This is a genomic window from Streptomyces sp. NPDC001351, from assembly GCF_042896045.1.
Taxonomy (GTDB): Bacteria; Actinomycetota; Actinomycetes; order Streptomycetales; family Streptomycetaceae; genus Streptomyces.
On sequence record NZ_JBIAWS010000001.1, the window covers coordinates 590,783 to 608,842 of the forward strand.

14 protein-coding genes are annotated in these 18,060 nt (G+C 68.4%); 4 read left to right on the plus strand and 10 right to left on the minus strand.

The annotated features are described in order from the left end of the window. Nucleotides 1–59 precede the first annotated feature (59 nt). The 4 genes from ACFY1U_RS02705 to ACFY1U_RS02720 all read right to left on the minus strand — a co-directional run bounded on the left by ACFY1U_RS02705 (nucleotide 60) and on the right by ACFY1U_RS02720 (nucleotide 6,039). Nucleotides 60–518, minus strand: coding sequence for a hypothetical protein (locus ACFY1U_RS02705; protein WP_390692326.1), 459 nt, complete (start codon nucleotides 516–518; stop codon nucleotides 60–62). A gap of 162 nt (nucleotides 519–680) precedes the next feature. After that, nucleotides 681–5,021 carry an RICIN domain-containing protein gene (locus ACFY1U_RS02710; RefSeq protein ID WP_390692832.1) on the minus strand — a complete coding sequence of 1,447 codons (4,341 nt, stop codon included), beginning with the start codon at nucleotides 5,019–5,021 and terminating at the stop codon, nucleotides 681–683. A 431-nt stretch (nucleotides 5,022–5,452) separates the two neighbouring features. Beyond that, nucleotides 5,453–5,812: an ATP-binding protein gene (locus tag ACFY1U_RS02715; RefSeq protein ID WP_390692327.1), complete on the minus strand. Its 360-nt coding sequence runs from the start codon at nucleotides 5,810–5,812 to the stop codon at nucleotides 5,453–5,455. Beyond that, nucleotides 5,809–6,039: a hypothetical protein gene (locus tag ACFY1U_RS02720; RefSeq protein ID WP_390692328.1), complete on the minus strand. Its 231-nt coding sequence runs from the start codon at nucleotides 6,037–6,039 to the stop codon at nucleotides 5,809–5,811. Before ACFY1U_RS02720 ends, ACFY1U_RS02715 begins: the two co-directional genes overlap by 4 nt. Before the next feature lie 113 nt (nucleotides 6,040–6,152). On the opposite strand from ACFY1U_RS02720, the gene ACFY1U_RS02725 reads away from it, so the two are divergent. Both ACFY1U_RS02725 and ACFY1U_RS02730 read left to right on the plus strand, forming a co-directional pair. Then, a complete protein-coding gene (locus ACFY1U_RS02725; protein WP_390692329.1) occupies nucleotides 6,153–7,004 on the plus strand; it encodes a Scr1 family TA system antitoxin-like transcriptional regulator in 852 nt (283 codons plus the stop codon). Next, nucleotides 6,985–7,263 (plus strand): DUF397 domain-containing protein, encoded by a 279-nt coding sequence (locus tag ACFY1U_RS02730; RefSeq protein WP_390692330.1) that lies wholly within the window; start codon nucleotides 6,985–6,987, stop codon nucleotides 7,261–7,263. The genes ACFY1U_RS02725 and ACFY1U_RS02730 overlap by 20 nt, the downstream gene beginning before the upstream one ends. A 95-nt stretch (nucleotides 7,264–7,358) precedes the next feature. Here the strand turns inward: ACFY1U_RS02730 and ACFY1U_RS02735 are convergent, their stop codons facing one another. The 5 genes from ACFY1U_RS02735 to ACFY1U_RS02755 all read right to left on the minus strand — a co-directional run bounded on the left by ACFY1U_RS02735 (nucleotide 7,359) and on the right by ACFY1U_RS02755 (nucleotide 13,839). After that, complete coding sequence (locus tag ACFY1U_RS02735; RefSeq protein ID WP_390692331.1) at nucleotides 7,359–8,030, minus strand: hypothetical protein; 672 nt, start codon at nucleotides 8,028–8,030, stop codon at nucleotides 7,359–7,361. A 130-nt stretch (nucleotides 8,031–8,160) separates the two neighbouring features. Continuing rightward, nucleotides 8,161–10,200, minus strand: a complete 2,040-nt coding sequence (locus ACFY1U_RS02740; protein WP_390692332.1) for an NAD(+) synthase — start codon at nucleotides 10,198–10,200, stop codon at nucleotides 8,161–8,163. A gap of 176 nt (nucleotides 10,201–10,376) precedes the next feature. Further along, nucleotides 10,377–12,317: a protease pro-enzyme activation domain-containing protein gene (locus ACFY1U_RS02745; RefSeq protein ID WP_390692333.1), complete on the minus strand. Its 1,941-nt coding sequence runs from the start codon at nucleotides 12,315–12,317 to the stop codon at nucleotides 10,377–10,379. A gap of 213 nt (nucleotides 12,318–12,530) precedes the next feature. Continuing rightward, nucleotides 12,531–13,163 (minus strand): DUF305 domain-containing protein, encoded by a 633-nt coding sequence (locus tag ACFY1U_RS02750; RefSeq protein WP_390692334.1) that lies wholly within the window; start codon nucleotides 13,161–13,163, stop codon nucleotides 12,531–12,533. Between the two features lies 1 nt (nucleotide 13,164). Continuing rightward, complete coding sequence (locus ACFY1U_RS02755) at nucleotides 13,165–13,839, minus strand: DUF3105 domain-containing protein (RefSeq protein ID WP_390692335.1); 675 nt, start codon at nucleotides 13,837–13,839, stop codon at nucleotides 13,165–13,167. Nucleotides 13,840–14,193: 354 nt separating this feature from the next. On the opposite strand from ACFY1U_RS02755, the gene ACFY1U_RS02760 reads away from it, so the two are divergent. Continuing rightward, the gene (locus tag ACFY1U_RS02760; protein ID WP_099934097.1) at nucleotides 14,194–15,555 is read left to right on the plus strand and encodes a glutamine synthetase family protein; all 1,362 of its coding nucleotides are present in this window, start codon (nucleotides 14,194–14,196) and stop codon (nucleotides 15,553–15,555) included. Between the two features lie 440 nt (nucleotides 15,556–15,995). Further along, nucleotides 15,996–16,826: an alpha/beta fold hydrolase gene (locus ACFY1U_RS02765; RefSeq protein WP_390692336.1), complete on the plus strand. Its 831-nt coding sequence runs from the start codon at nucleotides 15,996–15,998 to the stop codon at nucleotides 16,824–16,826. A 222-nt stretch (nucleotides 16,827–17,048) separates the two neighbouring features. Here the strand turns inward: ACFY1U_RS02765 and ACFY1U_RS02770 are convergent, their stop codons facing one another. Beyond that, the gene (locus tag ACFY1U_RS02770) at nucleotides 17,049–17,894 is read right to left on the minus strand and encodes an alkaline phosphatase family protein (protein ID WP_390692337.1); all 846 of its coding nucleotides are present in this window, start codon (nucleotides 17,892–17,894) and stop codon (nucleotides 17,049–17,051) included. Nucleotides 17,895–18,060 lie beyond the last annotated feature (166 nt).

Genomic DNA, 18,060 nt, shown 5'->3' on the forward strand with positions numbered 1-18,060 from the left:
TCGTCACGGGGCCACCGCCTGCGGTTCGCGCCGGGTGGCTCCTTCGCGGTCTGCTCGAGTCAAGCATCTTCCCTGTCGGCTGCATCGGCGTGAACGTACACATCACCCTCGGCGATGTCGTCGACTTCCTCGGCTCGCACGACGGAGAAGCCGGCCAGCCGCAGGATCCCGATCAATGCCGTCTGCATGAGTAGAACGACCTCGGCGTAGCGCCTCCACTCCGGCGCCGCCGGGTCCTGTTGTTCTGCCACTGCCCGCATTCCGTCCTCTGCCAGTTCTGGGGCGCTCCAGCGGACGTAGAGGCCTCCGGCGTACTCACCCTGGCTGTTGACTTCCACCCAGACGCCGGGCTGTTTCGACGCTCCCGGACGCTCGACATACGCGGGAAGACCGGCCCGGTGGAGTTCTCGGCAGACCCGGTCTGCCAGGCTGTAAGCAGCGGCGATGCGTTCCTCCGAAGCATACGGGTGACCCTCTGCCTTAGCCTGGGCTCGACTCTCGGGGTCTATGTACGTCACTGGGTATCTCCTGGGTGAGGTCATCTCTGATGATACGGCTGTCGGAGGTAACAGTTCCTCCGGTCGGTCATGAACGTAGTTCCCTGGCCGACAGCGATGCGTTTTCGTACGGATAAAGGGGGGCGCCGCCAAGGTTCAGCTCTCCGGCGCCCCCTTCGTGTGTCACTCAGACAGATCTCGTTGATTGGAGCGCGCAAATCTTCCACGCTCGAACGTGTCGAGCATGTACTTGATCATTTGGGCTGAGCCAGGTCCGTCGGGAGTTGAGTAGGTTACGGGGATGCCTTCCATAAGAGGAGAGCACTTGTCCTGGCAGGGGCTGCGTTCGCTGTAGAGTTCGGAGATCTGGTTCTTGTTGAATCCCTTTTCTTCCAGCTTTTGTATGATCAATTCCTCGGAGTGAAGCCCCAGGGGGATATTCGCAAATGTGACGAAGTCGTCCTTTGCGCCGGTGGCCTTAGCCCATCCTGGAACCCTTGCAACGGCGATGTTCCGTCCGAACTTGTACCTGAGTCCGCTAGATACCCGGAACTTATAGGCAACGACGGCCAACTCCGAACCGGCGTACGGGATAATCTTCGCGCACGCGCCGCCTGCAGAGCTTGCGAATGCCGCCTTGCTGCGCTTCGTGCACGTCTCGTAGAACAGTTTGAGGGCCCTGGCGCCGATTCCTTCCTTTGCCAGCGGCGACAGACCGTCCAGGCTGCGTAGTGCCTTGAAGGCGTCGTCGAAGGCAATGCCTGTCCTGGCGGCGGCGTCCAGAGCCTTGGTCGCATCGGCGATCGCGGCTAGAGGCTTCTCAAGCGGGAGGTATACGGCGATGCTCCAGGCGCAGGCGGTCTTGTTGCCGTGCCAGCAGTCCATCAGGTCTTCGGCGAAGAAGGAGAAGAGGATCGCTCCGGGCACATCGCCGAAGAGGCTCTGCCATCCGGCGCGGACGATGTCCTTGCCGGAGAAGTGGTGCTGCCAGTTGTCGATCTTGACGTCCTTCAGCGTCGTCCGCTGAAGGAACTGCCACGCCGACTTCGGGCATCCGTCGGCCGTGGCCTGGGCCTGGTCGTCGGTGCACAGGTAAAAGTCAGCCTCGTAGGTGACGACCAGGTCGTATGTCGCGTTGCAGCCCTGGAAGGCGGCTTCCGGCATGCCCGGGCAGGTGCCGATCTGCTTGGAGCTGACGATCTGGACGGTGGACTCGTCCGGGACGGCGAAGACACCGGGGATTCCGGTAGCGGACCCCTTGGACGCCTCCGTGTTGGCCTCCTCTCTTTCCGTCCTGTCGGCCGCGTCTTGGGCTTCCTTGGCGTATTTGGCGGCTTCCTTGGCGGCCTGTTCGGCTTCGGTGGCGGCTGCGTCGGCGCGGTCGGCTGCTGCGCGGGCGTCTTTGGCGTCCTGTTCGGCCTGGCTGGCTGCGGTGCGGGCGGCTTCGGCGTCGAGTGCGGCGGCGTCGGCTGAGTCGCGGGCGTCCTTGGCGTAGCCCTCGGCGTTGCCGGCGGCGGTGTCGGCTGCTGCCGCGTCGTCGGCGGCCTGTTTGTCGTAGTCGATGGTGCGGGCCAGGGAGGCCTGCGCCGCTGCTGCGGCCGTAGCGGCGTCGGCCGCGTAGCCCAGGGCTTCCTTGGAGTAGGTGCGGGCGTCGGCGGCGTACTGGGCGGCGTTGGCCGCGTGCTGGTAGGCCTCCTTGGCGTCGCCCTTGGCCTGGTCGGCGAGGTTCTTGGCGGCCTGGGCCTCGGCGGCGGCGTTCTTGGCGTGCGCGTCGGCGACGGCCTGCTGCTGGTCGGCGATGGACTTGGATGCCTGTCCGGTCAGGACGACCAGGCCGGCGGCCGAGTCGGTGTCGACGTAGGCCGAACCGAGTTGGATGGCGTCGTTGGCCGGGTTGGCGACCTGCTGGGCCGCCTTGCCCGCGTCCACGGCGGCCTGAGCGGTGACATGCGCATACCCGGCGGCCTTGGCGGAGGCTTCTAGTGCCTTGCCGGCCTCCGTGTTGGCCGCGTCGGCCTGGGTTTTGGCGTCCTTGGCGTGCTGTTCGGCCTCGTCGGCGAGCTTGACCGCGGTCTTGGCCTCGGTGGCTGCGTCCTGGGATGCCTTGATGGCGTCGGCTGCGGCGCTGGTGGCGGTTTTCACCGCCGCGTCGGCCTTCAGCTTGTCGGCCTGGGCGGCGTCCGCGTCGGAGCGGGCGCGTTTGGCGGCCGCCTCGGCGCGGGTGGCCGCTGCGTCGGCGTCGGCGGCTGCCTGGGTGGCTGCGTCGGCGTCCGCGCGGGCGCTCTTCGCGGCGGTCTCGGCGTCGTCGGCGGCCTTGTCGGCGTCGTTGGCGGCGGCGCGAGCGGCGGTCGCGTCGTCCCCTGCGTCGAGGGAGTCGGCGTAGGCGTCCTTGGCATCGGCCTTGGCCCGGGCGGCCGCAGCTTTCTGCTCGGCGTCCCAGGCGTCGTCGCGTTTGGCCTTGGCGTTGTCGCGGGCCGTGTTCGCGTCGTCGCGCTTGCCTTCGGCGGTCTTCTCGGCGGCGTCGGCCTTGTCCTTGGCGTCCTTGGCCGCCGTTGCCTGATTCTGTGCGGCGGTCTTGTCGGCCGCGGCCTCGGCCTGTTTGGCCGCGGCGGTCTCCTTCTCCGCCTTGGCGGTCTTCTCCTGGGCCTCGGCGTCGAGCCGCTTGGCGTGGGCGTCGGCGGCGGCCGCCTTCGCATCACCCTCGGCCTTCAGTGCGACACCGAGCTTGGCCTCGGCCGTTTCCTTGTCGGCCTTGGCGTTGTCACGGTGGACCTTGGCGGCGTCGGCGGCGGCCTTGGCCTGCTCCTCGGCGGCCTTGGCGGCCTCCTTGCGGAACTCCGCCTTGGCCTGCGCGGCCTGGGCGAGCGCCCGCTGGGCGATGGTCGCGCTGTCACCGGCCGAGGCGCGGGTGGCGGCCTCAGCGGTCTCGCCGGCCTTCTCCATCGCCTGGAGGGCTGCCACCGCGCCCCGGGTCACCTGTGTCTTCTGCTGGCCCACCAGCAGACCACGGCCGCGCGGCGCACCAGCCGCGTCCGCGATGCCGTAGGCGGCCTGAAGCGCGGTGTCCGAGGTGGTACCGGCCTTCTGCGCAGCCGCCAACTGCGCCTGGAGCACGGCGAGCTGCTTCTTCGCGCCCGTCTGGGCGGCCGAGATGCCGGCGGTGGCCTTGGTGAACTGGGCCTTGTCGGGGTAGTCGAGCTTCTCGGTGCCGTCGTGTCCCTTGGGAACGATGCGGATCTTCTGCGCGTCGGTGCCGTTGCACGTGTACAGCTTGGCGTCGTTGCCGTTGGTGAAGGTGTGCAGGTCCAGGCACTTGTCGGTGGCGGCGTTGCGCAGTTCACCGGCGGCGCGGACGTCGAACTGCCACTGCTGCGGCGCGCTGCCGTTGCAGGTCCAGAGCCGGATCTTCGTGCCGTTGGCGGCGTTGCCGTTCTGTACGTCCAGGCACTTGCGCGCGTTGGTGTTGTACAGGGAGTAGCCGCCGTCGTACAGGCCCCCGAACTTCCACTCCTGGGCGGCGCTGTTGTTGCAGGTGTAGATCTGCACCGGGGTGCCGTTGGCCGTCCCGCTGCCCTGGACGTCCAGGCACTTGCCCTGGGCCGCCTCGACCCGCATGACCAGGGAGGAGTCGCCGATCCAGCCGATGCCGCCCGGGGACCAGTAGTCCTGCCAGCGGGTGAGGTGGTCGGCGACCCAGGAGTGCCCCAGCATGTCGCTCAGCGCCTTCGCACCCTTGGCCAGGGCGTCGACGGCACTCTTGTTGGCGTCCAGGATCTGGTTGCGCTGGGTGGCCTGGGAGGAGACCTCCTGCTGCCACTCGCCGGCCGCGGTGGAGGTGATGTCGCCCAGCACGTTGTCCGGGTCGAGGGGGTCACGCCAGCCACAGGCCGCGAACCGGGACTTCACGTCCTCGACCGCGATGCGGTACTCCGGCGTGCCGGGCTGCGGGGCGGTATGCGGGAAGCCACCCGAGGACAGGAAGATACGCGCGTCGTCGGCGCCCGCGTTCGTGGCCGGGCCGCCATGCATCCACTGGAAGGCGCTGTGCTCGGCCAGCGCCCGGTTCCACTCCTGCTGGGTCGTCCCGGCCGGGTCCGGGTCCTTGCCGTAGAGCGGGTTGCCGACGGCGTCGACGGCCTTGAGGGTCGCGTCGTCGGCCTTTGGAGTGTCGTCCTCGTAGAAGTCGGAGTCGTTCATCCAGAACCGGTCGGCGACCCACTTGCCCAGACCCGTCTGGTTGTCAAAGCTCTGCTCGCCGTCGGGCGGCCAGTGGAACGCGGCGTCCGTGAACCCGCCGGGGGTCACCAGGCCGTCGAGAGGCTTCTTCCAGCCATCCCGCTGAGCAGCCAGATCGTCCATCTGCTTGCTCGCCGCGTCCCGGTCCTTCTGGTAGGCCACGGCCAGCGGCGTCTTGTCCCAGTGCTCGCGGTTCGCCAGGACATGCAGCTTGTCGGCGGGCTGGTTCAGGCCGTCCTGCGCGGTCGCGGCCATCGACGGCCCGCCCAGCCTCAGCACGTGCGACATCAGGCACTGGTCCTGCCGCAACTGCTCGGCGGAGGTGTCCTGATACCAGGGGTAGGAATCGCCCGCTGGTTCGGCGTGCAGGCCGGCCAGGCCGGGCTGAACCGCCACACCCGCCAGAACGGCCAGCGCGGCTACGGACGTGACAGCGGACGTGAGTTTTCGTGATCTTCGAGTTCCGGGCAGCCGGAACCAGGGTCTGGGGTGCAAGGAAGCATTCCGTTCTGCGTTCAGCCAGGGGTGCAGGCCGGAAAGGCGTATGACGGCATGGCGACGCGACCCCTCCCCGTGAGCGACGGCGTTCCCCCGGTCGCTGACTGATGTGCGCCTACGGAGTGGTCAGGCTCCGCCGATGCGCGGCATCACTGTAGACATACACAGAAGTGTTCGTACAGGTGATTCTTTGTGGTTTCTGTGTGCGGACGGCTGACCGACTACCGCCCCGGTGTGGCCAGCTCGCACCAGACCGTCTTGCGGTCCCTTCCCTGGTCAACGCCCCAACACCTGGCGAGTATGTCGACCAGGGCCAGGCCCCGGCCCGACTCGGCCGTGCCGGTGGCGGACAGGAGGACCGGCAGGGCGCGCGGGTCGGGATCGGTGACCTCGATGCGGGTGTGGCCGCCGGGTGTGCCGGTGACACGGATCGTCACCGGGGTGCCCTCGCCGAGGTGGTCGATCACGTTCGTCAGCAACTCCGTTACGCACAGGCGGACTTCGAAGTCGTGGCTGCGGAGGTGGTGGCGCAACTCCGGTACGGCCTTCGGGGTGGCGAGCAGGTCGATTTCGAACGTCACTGCTCGACTGCCGTCTTCCGGAGAGCGGTAGCCAGTGCGTGGGCCGTTGCGGTGTTGCAGTTCCCGAGTGCGATGAGGGCGGCGGGCGGTGTGTGCGTACCGGCGAAGCTCGGGAGATCCACGCGCAGGGAGGGCAACGTGATGCCGTGCAGGGCGAGCGCGGCGCGGAGTTCCTCCACGCAGAGGGTCACGTCGTAGGCCGAGGCCGTGGGGGAGTGGTCGGGCATGGGGGGCCTTCCTCTTCCTGTGCGTTGTGTGACGAACTCCTCACAGAGTGTCGCTGAGATCGCTACCGTGAAAGGGGTTTCGCGTTCGCGAGCGGGACGGCGGAAGGTGAACGATGGCACGACGCAAGGACATTGACGGCTCGATGAGCGTCCCGACGTTCTACGGCAAGGAGTTGCGGTGGAAGAGGGAGGCGGCGGGGCTGTCGTTGGAGGCGTTCCTTGGGGGCAGCTTCTACGGCAAGACGTACTTGAGCGACATCGAGCACGGGGAACGGCGGATGCCGATCGATCTGGCCCGGCATGCGGATCGGATGCTGGGAACTGACGGGTTTTTCGAACGGCATTGCGAGGATGTGCGGAGGGCGCGCAAGGGGGCCCACGCCGAGTACTTCGTCGACGTCGTGGAGATGGAGAAGCGTGCGCAGGAGATTGAGGAGTGGGACCCATCCCTGATCCCCGGGCCCCTCCAACTGGAGCCGTATATCAGGGCCGTTGTCCTGGCAGCCCACCCCACGCACTCAGAGGAGGAGGTGGCAGCAAAGGTCGCGGCTCGACGTGAGCGAGCATGGCTCTTCGAGGACCAGCGGGCGCCGGAGACTTGGCTCGTGCTGCACGAGTCGCTTCTGCGGAACCCGATCATTCCGCCCGGCGATATGGCCGACCAGCTTGCCCACATCGCGGACGTCGCGCGCAGGCGCAGGTCATTTCCGCAGATCCTTCCGCGGAACTCGGGCGCGTACCCCTTCATGATGGGCACCGCAAGGTTCATGACCTTTGCTGATGCCCCGCCGGTCATGTACACCGAGGGCATGTACAGCGGTCAACTGATCGATGACCCCGGTCTCGTGAGGCAGTATGCGAAGGCGTATGGACGGCTCAGGGCTGCCGCGCTGCCGCCCGAGGCATCCCTGAAGCTCATCGAGCAAGCGGCAGAGGACTATCGAAATGGCAAGCAACCTGAGTGACTTGAGCCCTGCGACGTGGCGTAAGAGCAGCTACAGCAACGGCGACGGCGGACACTGTCTCGAAGTTGCCGAGGGCTTTCCGGGCGCCGCCCTCTGGCGCAAGTCGAGCTACAGCAACGAAGACGGCGGCAACTGCGTCGAAGTCGCCCACAACATCCCCGGACTCGTCCCCGTCCGAGACTCCAAGACCCCCCACGGCCCCGCCCTCATCCTCACCGCCGCCGCCTGGGCGCCCTTCGTCGCCTCGCTCAAGGGGTGAACTGGGCCCGGGGGGCAATATTCAGCCCGTCCGGCGTCTGAGGACGAGGCCGAAGGCCAATGGGGGTCTGGGGGCGCAGCCCCGGCGCCGACCGATCACGCAGCCGCAGCCGACGTGCCCAGGTAAGGAGCGAACTGCTCGGCGACCGCTGCCGCCACCGCCGCCACGTCGAGCGTGCCGTCGACCTCGATGACGCGGATGCCGAGCCGGAGGGCGTTCCGTACCGCGTCCTCAGCGACCAGACGGTCACGGGCGATGCGGTTGGCCTGGGCGCGGGCAGGGTCGCTGACAGGTGCGTGGAGAGCGCCCGCGCGCGGGACGGTGCGGAGCTGGTGTTGCCGGAAGTCCTCGGTGGGTACGAGGACGACCATCCGCCGGGGTGAGTCGATCAGCGGTGCGACCAGTTCCGGTCGCAGCCCCCACCCCTCGGCGATCGCCGGCCGACCGGTGAACAGGGCGCGCAGGTCGTCCAACGCCCACTCGAAGCGGATCGGGAAGCCGGCCAGCGTCTCGGCGGCCATCTCCTCCGGGCTCCGGTCCACCCAGACCTGGTCGGGGGTCGGGTCAGCCATCGGCTCGCGCAGGGCGATCCGACGCGCGATCCGGCGATCCTGGTGGCCGCGTGCGTCGTGGTAGTCGTAGTGATAGACGGTCAGTCCGTGCTGCTCGGCAATGGCTTCGGCCACGGTCGTCTTCCCGGACCACTGCGCGCCGCCGATCCACAGCATGCGGCGCAGGCTGCCGTGCGGATCCCAGATGTCTGGCATGAAGGTCCTCTCCCTTGGAGAGCAGAGCAGGTCATCGCGCCAAGTAATTGTCTGGGTTGGACCGTAAAAATTGCAGTCTTGTCTTCACCGGTTGATTGACAGAGAGTGGAAGAAAGGGGGGCCGGAAGTACTACTGGTCGAACCGCGAAAGATCCCGCAGCCAAACCGTCGCCGAACTGTCCGACGGCGCCCGCCAATCCCCCCGCGGCGACAGCGAACCCCCCGCCGACACCTTCGGCCCGTTCGGCATCGCCGAGCGCTTGAACTGGGCGAACGCGAAGAACCGGCGGCAGAAGACCTCCAGCCAGCGCCGGATCTCCGGCAGGTCGTACGCCACCCGCTTGGCCTCGGGGAACCCCGGAGGCCAGGCACCGCTCTCCACGTCCTGCCAGGCATGCCACGCCAGGAAGGCGATCTTCGACGGCCGGAAGCCGTATCGCAGCACGTGGAAGAGCGTGAAGTCGTGCAGCGCGTACGGCCCGATCTTCGACTCCGTCGACTGCATCTCCTCACCCGGCACCAGCTCCGGGCTGATCTCGGTGTCGAGGATCGCGGCCAGGATCTTCCCCGTCTCCTCGTCGAACTGCTCGCTGCTGATGACCCATCGGATCAGGTGCTGGATCAGCGTCTTCGGCACGCCGGAGTTGACGTTGTAGTGGCTCATCTGGTCGCCCACGCCGTACGTGGACCAGCCGAGCGCCAGCTCCGACAGATCGCCCGTGCCCAGCACGATGCCGCCGCGCTGGTTGGCCAGCCGGAACAGGTAGTCCGTCCGCAGCCCCGCCTGCACGTTCTCGAAGGTGACGTCGTACACCGGCTCACCCGAGGCGAAGGGATGCCCCATCTCCTGCAGCATCAGCCGTGCCGTCGGAGTGATGTCCAACTCGGCCGCGGTGACACCGAGCGAGCGCATCAGCGCGTGCGCGTTGTCCTTGGTGTGGTCGCTGGTGGCGAAACCGGGCAGCGTCCAGGCGAGGATGTCGCTGCGTGGCCGCCCCGCCCGGTCCATCGCCCGGGCGGCGACGATCAGCGCATGCGTGGAGTCGAGGCCGCCGGACACCCCGATGACCACCTTCGGGCCGCCGATCGAAGCCAGCCGCTGCTGAAGGCCTTCGACCTGGATGTTGTACGCCTCGAAGCAGTCCAGGGCGAGCCGATCGGCGTCCGCCGGCACGAACGGGAAGCGCTCCAGCCGACGGCGCAGCCCCAGGTCGGTCAGAGGCGGGTCCAGCTCGAATCCGACCGTGCGGAAGTCGCTCGTCCGCGCCCGGTGCGTACGCCGGTTGTCGTCGAAGGTGCCCATCCGCGCCCGCTCCTGCCGCAGCAGGTCGAGGTCCACGTCGGCCACCGCGTACTCGTCGCCGAGCGGGAAGCGCTCGGTCTCCGCCAGCAGCGCGCCGTTCTCGTAGACCATGGCCTGGCCGTCCCAGGACAGGTCGGTGGTCGACTCGCCGAGGCCGGCGGCCGCGTAGACGTACGCGGCGAGGCAGCGGGAGGACGCCGAGCGGCACAGCAGCTTGCGGTCCTCGGCCCGCCCGACCGTGATCGGGCTGCCCGACAGATTCACCAAAAGAGTCGCGCCTGCCAGTGCCGCCTCCGCGCTGGGCGGCACCGGCACCCACATGTCCTCGCAGATCTCCGCGTGCAGCACGAGCCCGGGGACGTCCTCCGCCGCGAACAGCAGATCCACGCCGAACGGGACCGTCTCGCCGCCGACCCGGATCGAACCGCCGCGCTCGTCGGCCCCGTCGGCGATCTGCCGACGCTCGTAGAACTCACGGTAGTTCGGCGGGTACGACTTCGGTACGACACCGAGGACGCGGCCGCGGTGCACGAGTACCGCGCAGTTGTAGATCCGGTTGCGGTGCCGCAGCGGGGCGCCGACGACCAGCACCGGCAGCAGATCCGCCGAGCCGGCCACCACCTCACCGAGCGCCTCCGCGACCTGGTCGAGCAGGGCGTCCTGCAGCAGCAGGTCCTCGATGGAGTAGCCGCAGAGCACCATCTCCGGGAAGACGGCGACGGCGACCCCCTCCTCGGCGCACCGGCGGGCATGGCGCAGGACCGCTTCGGCATTGGCATGCGGGTCCGCGATGACGGTGTGGCCCGTACACGCGGCGACGCGTGCGAAGCCGTGCTGATAGATCGACCAGAAGTTCAAGGCAGGCACGAGCGCCAGTGTAATCGTCAGAGCGACGCGATGGGTGGTGCGGGGGGTGATGGGCGCCCCGGACACGCCCCCGGCACGCCCCAGGCGCGCTCCAGATGGGCCCCAGGTACGCCGAAGGGGCGCGGGATGAACAACATCCCGCGCCCCTCAGGTGCCGTTACCGGCGGTGCGGTGCCTCAGTGGCCCTTGTACGACTCCACGTAGCCGGTCGAGGGCGAGCCCACGCCGGTGACGTCGTCGTAGCCCTTGACCGCGGACAGCGAGCTGTCCTTGCCGAGGCTGCGGACCGAGGTGGCCAGGCCACCGGTGGCGTCATGGCCGTTGACGAAGTCGACGCGCGCGACGGCAAGGTCCTTGCCCGTCGGCTTGTCGACGACGTCGTGGTAGACACCCTTGCCGTACCGGGCGTAGATCTCCGGGTTGGCGAAGCCGAGGGCCTTGCCGCCGTGTGCCTCCTGGGCCAGTGCCTGGACGGCCGCGATGACCGGAGCGGCGAGCGAGGTGCCGCCGATGCGGTACTCGTCGTACGCCTGGGTCTTCCCGTCCGGCAGGGTCTGGGTCTGGCCGACCAGGAAGCCGGTGTTCGGGTCGGCGATCGCCGAGATGTCCGGAACGACGCGGTTGCCGTCGGCGCTGTTGGCCGTGGCGAGCGCGTTCGGGACGATGCCCTGCTGGTAGTACGGCTCGGCGACCGTCTTGCTCGTGCCGCCGCCCGCACCGGAGGTGAACGCGCCGGGGAAGTTGGTCCAGCTCTTGCCGTCCGCGGACAGCAGAGCCTTCTCGGTGCCCCAGCCGGTCTCCCACTGGTACGTGTCGTTCTTGCCGACCGCCAGCGAGGTACCGCCGACCGCCGTCACCCACGCCGAGTTGGCCGGGGTGTCGACCTGCTTCGTACCGGTGTTGGCGACCTCGTCGCCGTTGTCACCGGAGGAGAAGTAGAAGCCGATGCCCTCGACCGCGCCGAACTGGAACACCTGGTCGTACGCGGCGGCGAGGTCCGGGGTCTGGTTGGCCTCGATGTCGCCCCACGAGTTGGACACGATGTCGGCGAGGTGGTTGTCGACCACCTTGCTCAGCGAGTCCAGCAGATCGTTGTCCAGGCAGGACGCGGAGCCCACGTACGTGACGTCCGCGGCCGGCGCGACCGCGTGCACGGCCTCGACGTCCAGGGTCTCCTCGCCGTACCAGCCGGCGGCGGAGCAGTCCTTGACGTTCGTGTACTTCTTCGGCAGGACCTGGTGCAGCTGCCCGGTCGACCACTTGGCGTCGCCGTGCTTGCCGGCGTACGTCTGCGCGTCGAAGGCGATCGACGGCGAGGCGTACGCGTCCGTGATGGCGACCTTGACGCCCTTGCCGGTGTAGCTGCCCGCACCGTAGGCGGCGCGCAGCTGCTTGCCGGTGTAGCCCTGGATCGCGTACGGGATCTTCGAACCGTAGGCGTCGGGCAGCGTGCTCGCGATGTTCGAGCCGAAGTACGAGGAGAACGGCCCGGAGTTGCGGAACACGGTCTCCGGCGGCGGCAGCTGGTCGTCGTGGGTCGCCTTGTGCGGCGCGTTGTCCAGGCCGGTGACGGTCAGGACGGCGCCCTTGAGACTGTCCGGGACGGTGGCGGCCTTGGCCGGCGCCCGGTAGGTCTTCGAACCCTTGGTGAAGTTGTGCAGCTCGGTGCCGAACGCCTTCTCGGCGGCGGCCACGTCACCGGTGACGGAGACGTAGTGCTGCGTGACGCCCGTGACCTTCAGGCCCGCGGACTTCAGCCAGGACTTGACCGCGGCCACCTGGGCCTTGGTCGCGCCGTAGCGGGCCTTGGCCTGCTTGGCGCTGAGGTACTTGCCGTACGAGGCCGAGCTCGGGTCGGACACGGCCTTCGCGTACTTGGCGAGGCCGGCGGCGTCCTTGCCGGCGAGGTACACCCGGAGGTTGACCTGTGCGCCGTTCGAGGTGTCGCCCTTGTCCGCCCTGGCCGTCGCCCACGCGGGCTTGGTGCCCGCGAGTGCGTCCCGGCCGGGGTTGTCCGCGGCATGCGCCGCGGGTATGCCGAGCGCCAGCGCACCCGCGACCATGGGCAGAGTTGCTGCCATGCTCACGGCGCGCAGTTTGGCGCGGTTGGATCTCATAGAACCCCCTGCGATGCGGTTCTTCGCATGTGTGGTCGGTCGTCGCTGTGATCCGCGTAGACAACCCGCTCCGCGGCGGAGGCGCGGGCATTGGATCAAGCGATGGGGGCCACTCTTTCGATGAACCGTTCATGCCAGGGGAATGCTAAAGCCAAGAGAAACCCAAGGAACCGTCATCTAGGGCGATTTGGGGCTTTCGTTCCCGCTGGAGGGTTATGAACGCGCTTTCGCCCCGCGCTCCTTGAGCATGTCCGCCATCAGCTTGATCTCCGACTGCTGAGCGTCGACCATGCCCTGCGCGAGACTCTTCTCCACTCCGACTTTGCACTTGGCCACACAGCCCTCGGCCATGTGGATACCGCCCTTGTGGTGGTCCGTCATGAGCTGCAGATAGAAGACCTCGGCCTGCTTGCCGTTGAGCGTGCCGAGCTTCTTCAGCTCCGTGTCCGTCGCCATCCCGGGCATCAGCGAGCCGTCGCCGCGCTCGGGCATGTCGCCCATGCCCATCCACGACATCGGCGGCTTCGCCGACACCTTCGGCAGCCCCCACAGATCCAGCCAGCCCAGCAGCATGCCGCGCTGGTTGGCCTGGGTCTGCGCGATGTCGTAGGCGAGCCGCCGCACCTCCGCGTTCTTCGTACGGTCGCGCACGATGTACGACATCTCGACGGCCTGCTGGTGATGCACCGCCATGTCCCGCGCGAACCCCGCGTCCGCGGAGTCGGCGGTGGGCGTGCTCGCGCCCGTGTCCGGCCCGACGTCCTCGGCGACCGCGTAGGTGATCGCGCCCGCGGCGACGAGCGCGGCCGCCGCCGTCCCCGCGATCCAGCCGATGTGCTTCTTCACGTCACATCGTCCCGCCGGTGCAGGAGGCACCCGGCTCCGGGGTCTGCTTGCCCTGCACATACGTCTCGAAGAACTTGGCGACCTTCGGGTCGTCGGCGCTCGTCACGCTCAGCTGGTGCCCCCACGCCGACAGCTCGATCGGGGAGCTCTGGTTGGTGTACGGGCTCATCAGCGAGTACGGCGTCTGCTTCACCTTCGCCGCCAGCTTGTCCACGTCGGACTTCTTCGCCTTGTCGGTGTACGTCACCCAGACCGCGCCGTGCTCCAGGGCGTGCACGGCGTTCTCGTCGTGCACGGCCTTGGTGTAGACGTCGCCGTTGCAGTTGAGCCACACCTGGTTGTGGTTGCCGCCGACCGGCGGGTGCATCGGGTAGTTGACGGTCCCCGCGACGTGGTTGCGGGCGAGCTTGCCCGTCCAGGTCCGCACCCCGTCCGCGCCGGTGACGAAGTGCCCCTTGCCGTCGCCCGAGGACGTCGTGTCGCTCGCCGTGTCGTTCTTCTTGCCGTCCTGCGACTTCACGATGAAGACACCGCCGACCACCAGAGCGGCGACGACCAGCACGCTCGCGCCGATCGTCAGGATCCGGTTGCGCCGCTCGCGGGCCTGCTCGGCGCGCCGCATCTCCTCTATTCGCGCCTTGCGTGCCGCGCTGCTGCTCTTCTTGGCGGTGGCCATCGCAGTGTCCTTCTGGGGGATTCGGGTGGGGAGTGCAAAAAAATGTCGGTCGGGTCGCCTGATCGTAGTGGGAGACCGGTGATGTTTTGCAGACGGGGCAAGGGAAAGCCGGGTCCCGCAGAGGCGCTCGTTACCTTCTGCCGGGCCTCCCATTACGGATGTCGGTCCGAGCAGGCAAGATGGGCGGTGAGCAGTACACCCGCCGTTGGTGAGGCGTTCAGCCCGCGGCCAGCCGGCCGATCATGGTCGGCAACGCGGACGAAATGCTGTTGTGGTGTGATGCTCAGGTGCCCGACCGCCTCCTCTGGGACAAGGAGACAGGCGGCCTGACCAGCAAGGATGGGGAAGCGGAAGATGGACAAGCAGCAGGAGTTCGTGCTCCGGACACTGGAGGAGCGCGACATCCGGTTCGTACGGCTGTGGTTCACGGACGTGCTGGGCTTCCTCAAGTCCGTCGCCGTGGCCCCCGCCGAGCTCGAGCAGGCCTTCGACGAGGGCATCGGCTTCGACGGCTCGGCCATCGAGGGCTTCGCCCGGGTCTACGAGTCCGACATGATCGCCAAGCCGGACCCGTCGACCTTCCAGATCCTGCCCTGGCGGGCCGAGGCCCCCGGCACCGCCCGCATGTTCTGCGACATCCTCATGCCGGACGGCTCGCCGTCCTTCGCCGACCCGCGCTACGTCCTCAAGCGCGCCCTGACGCGCGGCTCCGACCTGGGCTTCACCTTCTACACCCACCCGGAGATCGAGTTCTTCCTGCTGAAGGACCGCCCGCTGGACGGCACGCGCCCGACGCCCGCCGACAACTCCGGATACTTCGACCACACCCCGCAGAACATCGGCATGGACTTCCGCCGCCAGGCGATCACCATGCTGGAGTCGATGGGCATCTCCGTCGAGTTCTCCCACCACGAGGGCGCCCCCGGCCAGCAGGAGATCGACCTGCGCTACGCCGACGCGCTCTCCACGGCGGACAACATCATGACGTTCCGCCTGGTCATGAAGCAGGTGGCGCTGGAGCAGGGGGTCCAGGCGACCTTCATGCCGAAGCCGTTCTCGGAGCACCCGGGCTCCGGCATGCACACGCACCTCTCCCTCTTCGAGGGCGACCGGAACGCGTTCTACGAGTCCGGCTCGGAGTACCAGCTCTCCAAGGTCGGCCGCTCCTTCATCGCGGGCCTGCTCAAGCACGCGGCGGAGATCTCCGCGGTCACCAACCAGTGGGTGAACTCCTACAAGCGCATCTGGGGCGGCTCGGAGCGCACCGCCGGCGCCGGCGGCGAGGCCCCCTCCTACATCTGCTGGGGCCACAACAACCGCTCGGCCCTGGTCCGCGTCCCGATGTACAAGCCCGGCAAGACGGGCTCCGCGCGCGTGGAGGTCCGCTCCCTCGACTCCGGCGCCAACCCGTACCTGGCGTACGCGGTCCTCCTGGCGGCCGGCCTGAAGGGCATCGAGGAGGGCTACGAGCTCCCGCCGGGCGCCGAGGACGACGTCTGGGCCCTCTCGGACGCCGAGCGCCGCGCGATGGGCATCGAGCCGCTCCCGCAGAACCTCGGCGAGGCGCTGACGCTGATGGAGCGCAGCGACCTGGTCGCCGAGACCCTGGGCGAGCACGTCTTCGACTTCTTCCTGCGCAACAAGCGCCAGGAGTGGGAGGAGTACCGCTCCGAGGTCACGGCGTTCGAGCTGCGGAAGAACCTGCCGGTGCTGTAGGCGCAGGTCAGAACCTTCGATTCATCGATCAAGTGCCCGCGCGAGCGCGGGCCGGCCCTGGGACCCGACCCCTCTGCGCCTTGGGCGCCGGGGCCGGCCCCTGGGGCCGCAGCGAGCCACGGCCCATGAGCAGAGACGTGGACCCGGAGCGCCTCGGTCAGGACATGCCTCCGGCGGGGGCGCTCAGGCTCCGCGATGACGGGGGCGCCGTTCGCGAGTGCCGACCGAGTGTGACGTGCGCAGGGTGCTCCCATCCCGTTCGCCGTCGATCCAGGCAGAGCCGAGCAGACGCGGCCCCCGGCGGCTGCGGATGTGGCCCGCAGGGACACGGCGTAATGTGGGCCGTACATCCGGACCGCGCCCGCTGGGCGTGAAGTCCCGCGTGCCCCCCACCCGTTGCTCCGTGGCTGGGGTGCGGCTGGACGAGCGGAGGACCTGCGATGGGCACAGTCACGACCGACGACGGCACCACGATCTTCTACAAGGACTGGGGTCCTCGGGATGGGGAGCCGATCGTCTTCCACCACGGGTGGCCGCTGAGCGCCGACGACTGGGACAACCAGATGTTGTTCTTCCTGGCGCAGGGCTACCGGGTCATCGCCCACGACCGCCGTGGCCACGGACGCTCCACACAGACCGCGACCGGCCACGACATGGACACCTACGCCGCGGACGTGACCACCCTGACCGACGCACTCGACCTGCGGGGCGCCGTGCACATCGGCCACTCCACCGGCGGTGGCGAGGTCGCCCGCTACGTCGCCCGCGCCAAGCCCGGCCGGGTCTCAAAGGCGGTCCTGGTGGGCGCGGTGCCACCGCTGATGCTGAAGACGGAGGCCAACCCGGGCGGCTTGCCGATGGAGGTCTTCGACGGCTTCCGCGAGGGCGTTGCCGGCAACCGGGCTCAGTCGTTCATTGACATTCCCTCGGGGCCGTTCTACGGCTTCAACCGTCCCGGAGCGCAGGTGTCGCAGGGGTTGATCTACAACTGGTGGCGCCAGGGCATGATGGGCGCGGCGAACGCGCACTATGAGTGCGTTGCGGCGTTCTCCGAGACCGACTTCACCGAGGACCTGCAGCAGATCGAGGTGCCCGTCCTCGTCGCGCACGGAACCGACGACCAGGTCGTCCCCTGCGACGACTCGGCACCCCTGACGGTCAAGCTTCTGAAGAACGGGACCCTCAAGTCCTACGAGGGCTATCCGCACGGGATGCTGTCGACGCACCCGGAGGTCCTCAACCCGGACATCCTCGCGTTCATCCGTTCCTGACCCCGGATGCAGGCCTCCTCAGAGCTATGGGTAGTGACTCAGCGACTTGATGTTCTCGCCGGCGTCCAGCCCTGTTCTCGACAGCGGGCTCGTCCCACAGCTCGTCCTCGCCTCGTGACGCAGGCGCGCACGGCGTCACCAGGCGAGCGCGCCGCTTCCTTCCGCAGCCACCGGCGGCGCCGCCCGGCCAGGTGGGCCGGACGGCTGTCCGCCGTGTACGTCTCAGGAGGCCCAGATCCCCGTGATGTCCGACGCGGAGGCCGCGTTGCCGGCGTGGCTCGTCAGGCCCTGCGAGTCCTCCAGGGTGCGGAGCAGGTCGTAGTGGTTGTACTTGGTGGAGCTGGTGGAGCCCGCCGTGACCGGCTGGCCGTACAGGACCGTCGGGATGCGGTTGCCGGACAGTCGGTTGTCCTCGTCGAAGGTGATCACGAGGAGGCTGTTGTGGGTGGACGCCCAGGTGGCGTAGGCGCCGAGGTTGTCCTTGATCCAGGTGTCACCGGTCGACACCGAGCAGTCGTGCATGTCGCTGCACAGGTTCGGGGTGACGAAGGAGACGGCGGGGAGGGTCGAGTAGTCGCTCGGGAAGTCGTCGAAGGTCTTCGCGGACGAGGTCGGTACGTTGCTGAAGCCGAACCACGGGTTGTGCTTCTGGGCGTAGTCGCCGTCGCTGCAGGTGGTGTCGCCCTCGCCGGGCAGCGACTCGTTGTAGCTGGCCCAGGTCCGGCCGGCGTCGATCAGCTCGGAGGCGAGGTTGTCGGCCGAGGAGAAGCCCGGGGTGACACAGCTGTCGTCGGTGACGCCCTGGGTGGAGCCCGAGAACAGCGCGTAGTAGTTGGGCTGGCTCGGGTGGGTCTCGGCGTAGGACTGGGTGAGGTTCGCGCCGCCGGACCTGAGCGAGTTGATGTACGGCGCGCTCGACGAGCCGATCACCTGGCTGTACGCGTGGTTCTCCATGACCACGACGACCACGTGGTCCGGGGACGGCACGCCGGACGCTGCGGACGAGGAGCCACTGAGGCCGGTCCAGAGACCGACAGCCGCGGCCGTGAAGGCGAGCGCGGACGCCAAGGCCGTACCGCTGCGGCGAAACGGCGAAGGGACGGAACGAACGGCACGGGCAGAACTGCTGCCGGGCACATCAACCTCCGGTGGGGGAAGGACGGGGGCGGCGGTGCACACAGAGCATGCTCACGTCAAAATGCCCGCGTCCCACCGTGCCCAACCCGGAGGGTGA

What these genes read in the sequence shown, in the direction of transcription:
- ACFY1U_RS02735 (WP_390692331.1), bottom strand. Translation starts at nt 8,030, where the DNA reads ATGCCAGACATCTGGGATCCGCACGGCAGCCTGCGCCGCATGCTGTGG.
- ACFY1U_RS02725 (WP_390692329.1), top strand. Translation starts at nt 6,153, where the DNA reads ATGGCACGACGCAAGGACATTGACGGCTCGATGAGCGTCCCGACGTTC.
- ACFY1U_RS02755 (WP_390692335.1), bottom strand. Translation starts at nt 13,839, where the DNA reads ATGGCCACCGCCAAGAAGAGCAGCAGCGCGGCACGCAAGGCGCGAATA.
- ACFY1U_RS02730 (WP_390692330.1), top strand. Translation starts at nt 6,985, where the DNA reads ATGGCAAGCAACCTGAGTGACTTGAGCCCTGCGACGTGGCGTAAGAGC.
- ACFY1U_RS02720 (WP_390692328.1), bottom strand. Translation starts at nt 6,039, where the DNA reads ATGCCCGACCACTCCCCCACGGCCTCGGCCTACGACGTGACCCTCTGC.
- ACFY1U_RS02760 (WP_099934097.1), top strand. Translation starts at nt 14,194, where the DNA reads ATGGACAAGCAGCAGGAGTTCGTGCTCCGGACACTGGAGGAGCGCGAC.
- ACFY1U_RS02765 (WP_390692336.1), top strand. Translation starts at nt 15,996, where the DNA reads ATGGGCACAGTCACGACCGACGACGGCACCACGATCTTCTACAAGGAC.
- ACFY1U_RS02745 (WP_390692333.1), bottom strand. Translation starts at nt 12,317, where the DNA reads ATGAGATCCAACCGCGCCAAACTGCGCGCCGTGAGCATGGCAGCAACT.
- ACFY1U_RS02710 (WP_390692832.1), bottom strand. Translation starts at nt 5,021, where the DNA reads ATGTCGCACGTGCTGAGGCTGGGCGGGCCGTCGATGGCCGCGACCGCG.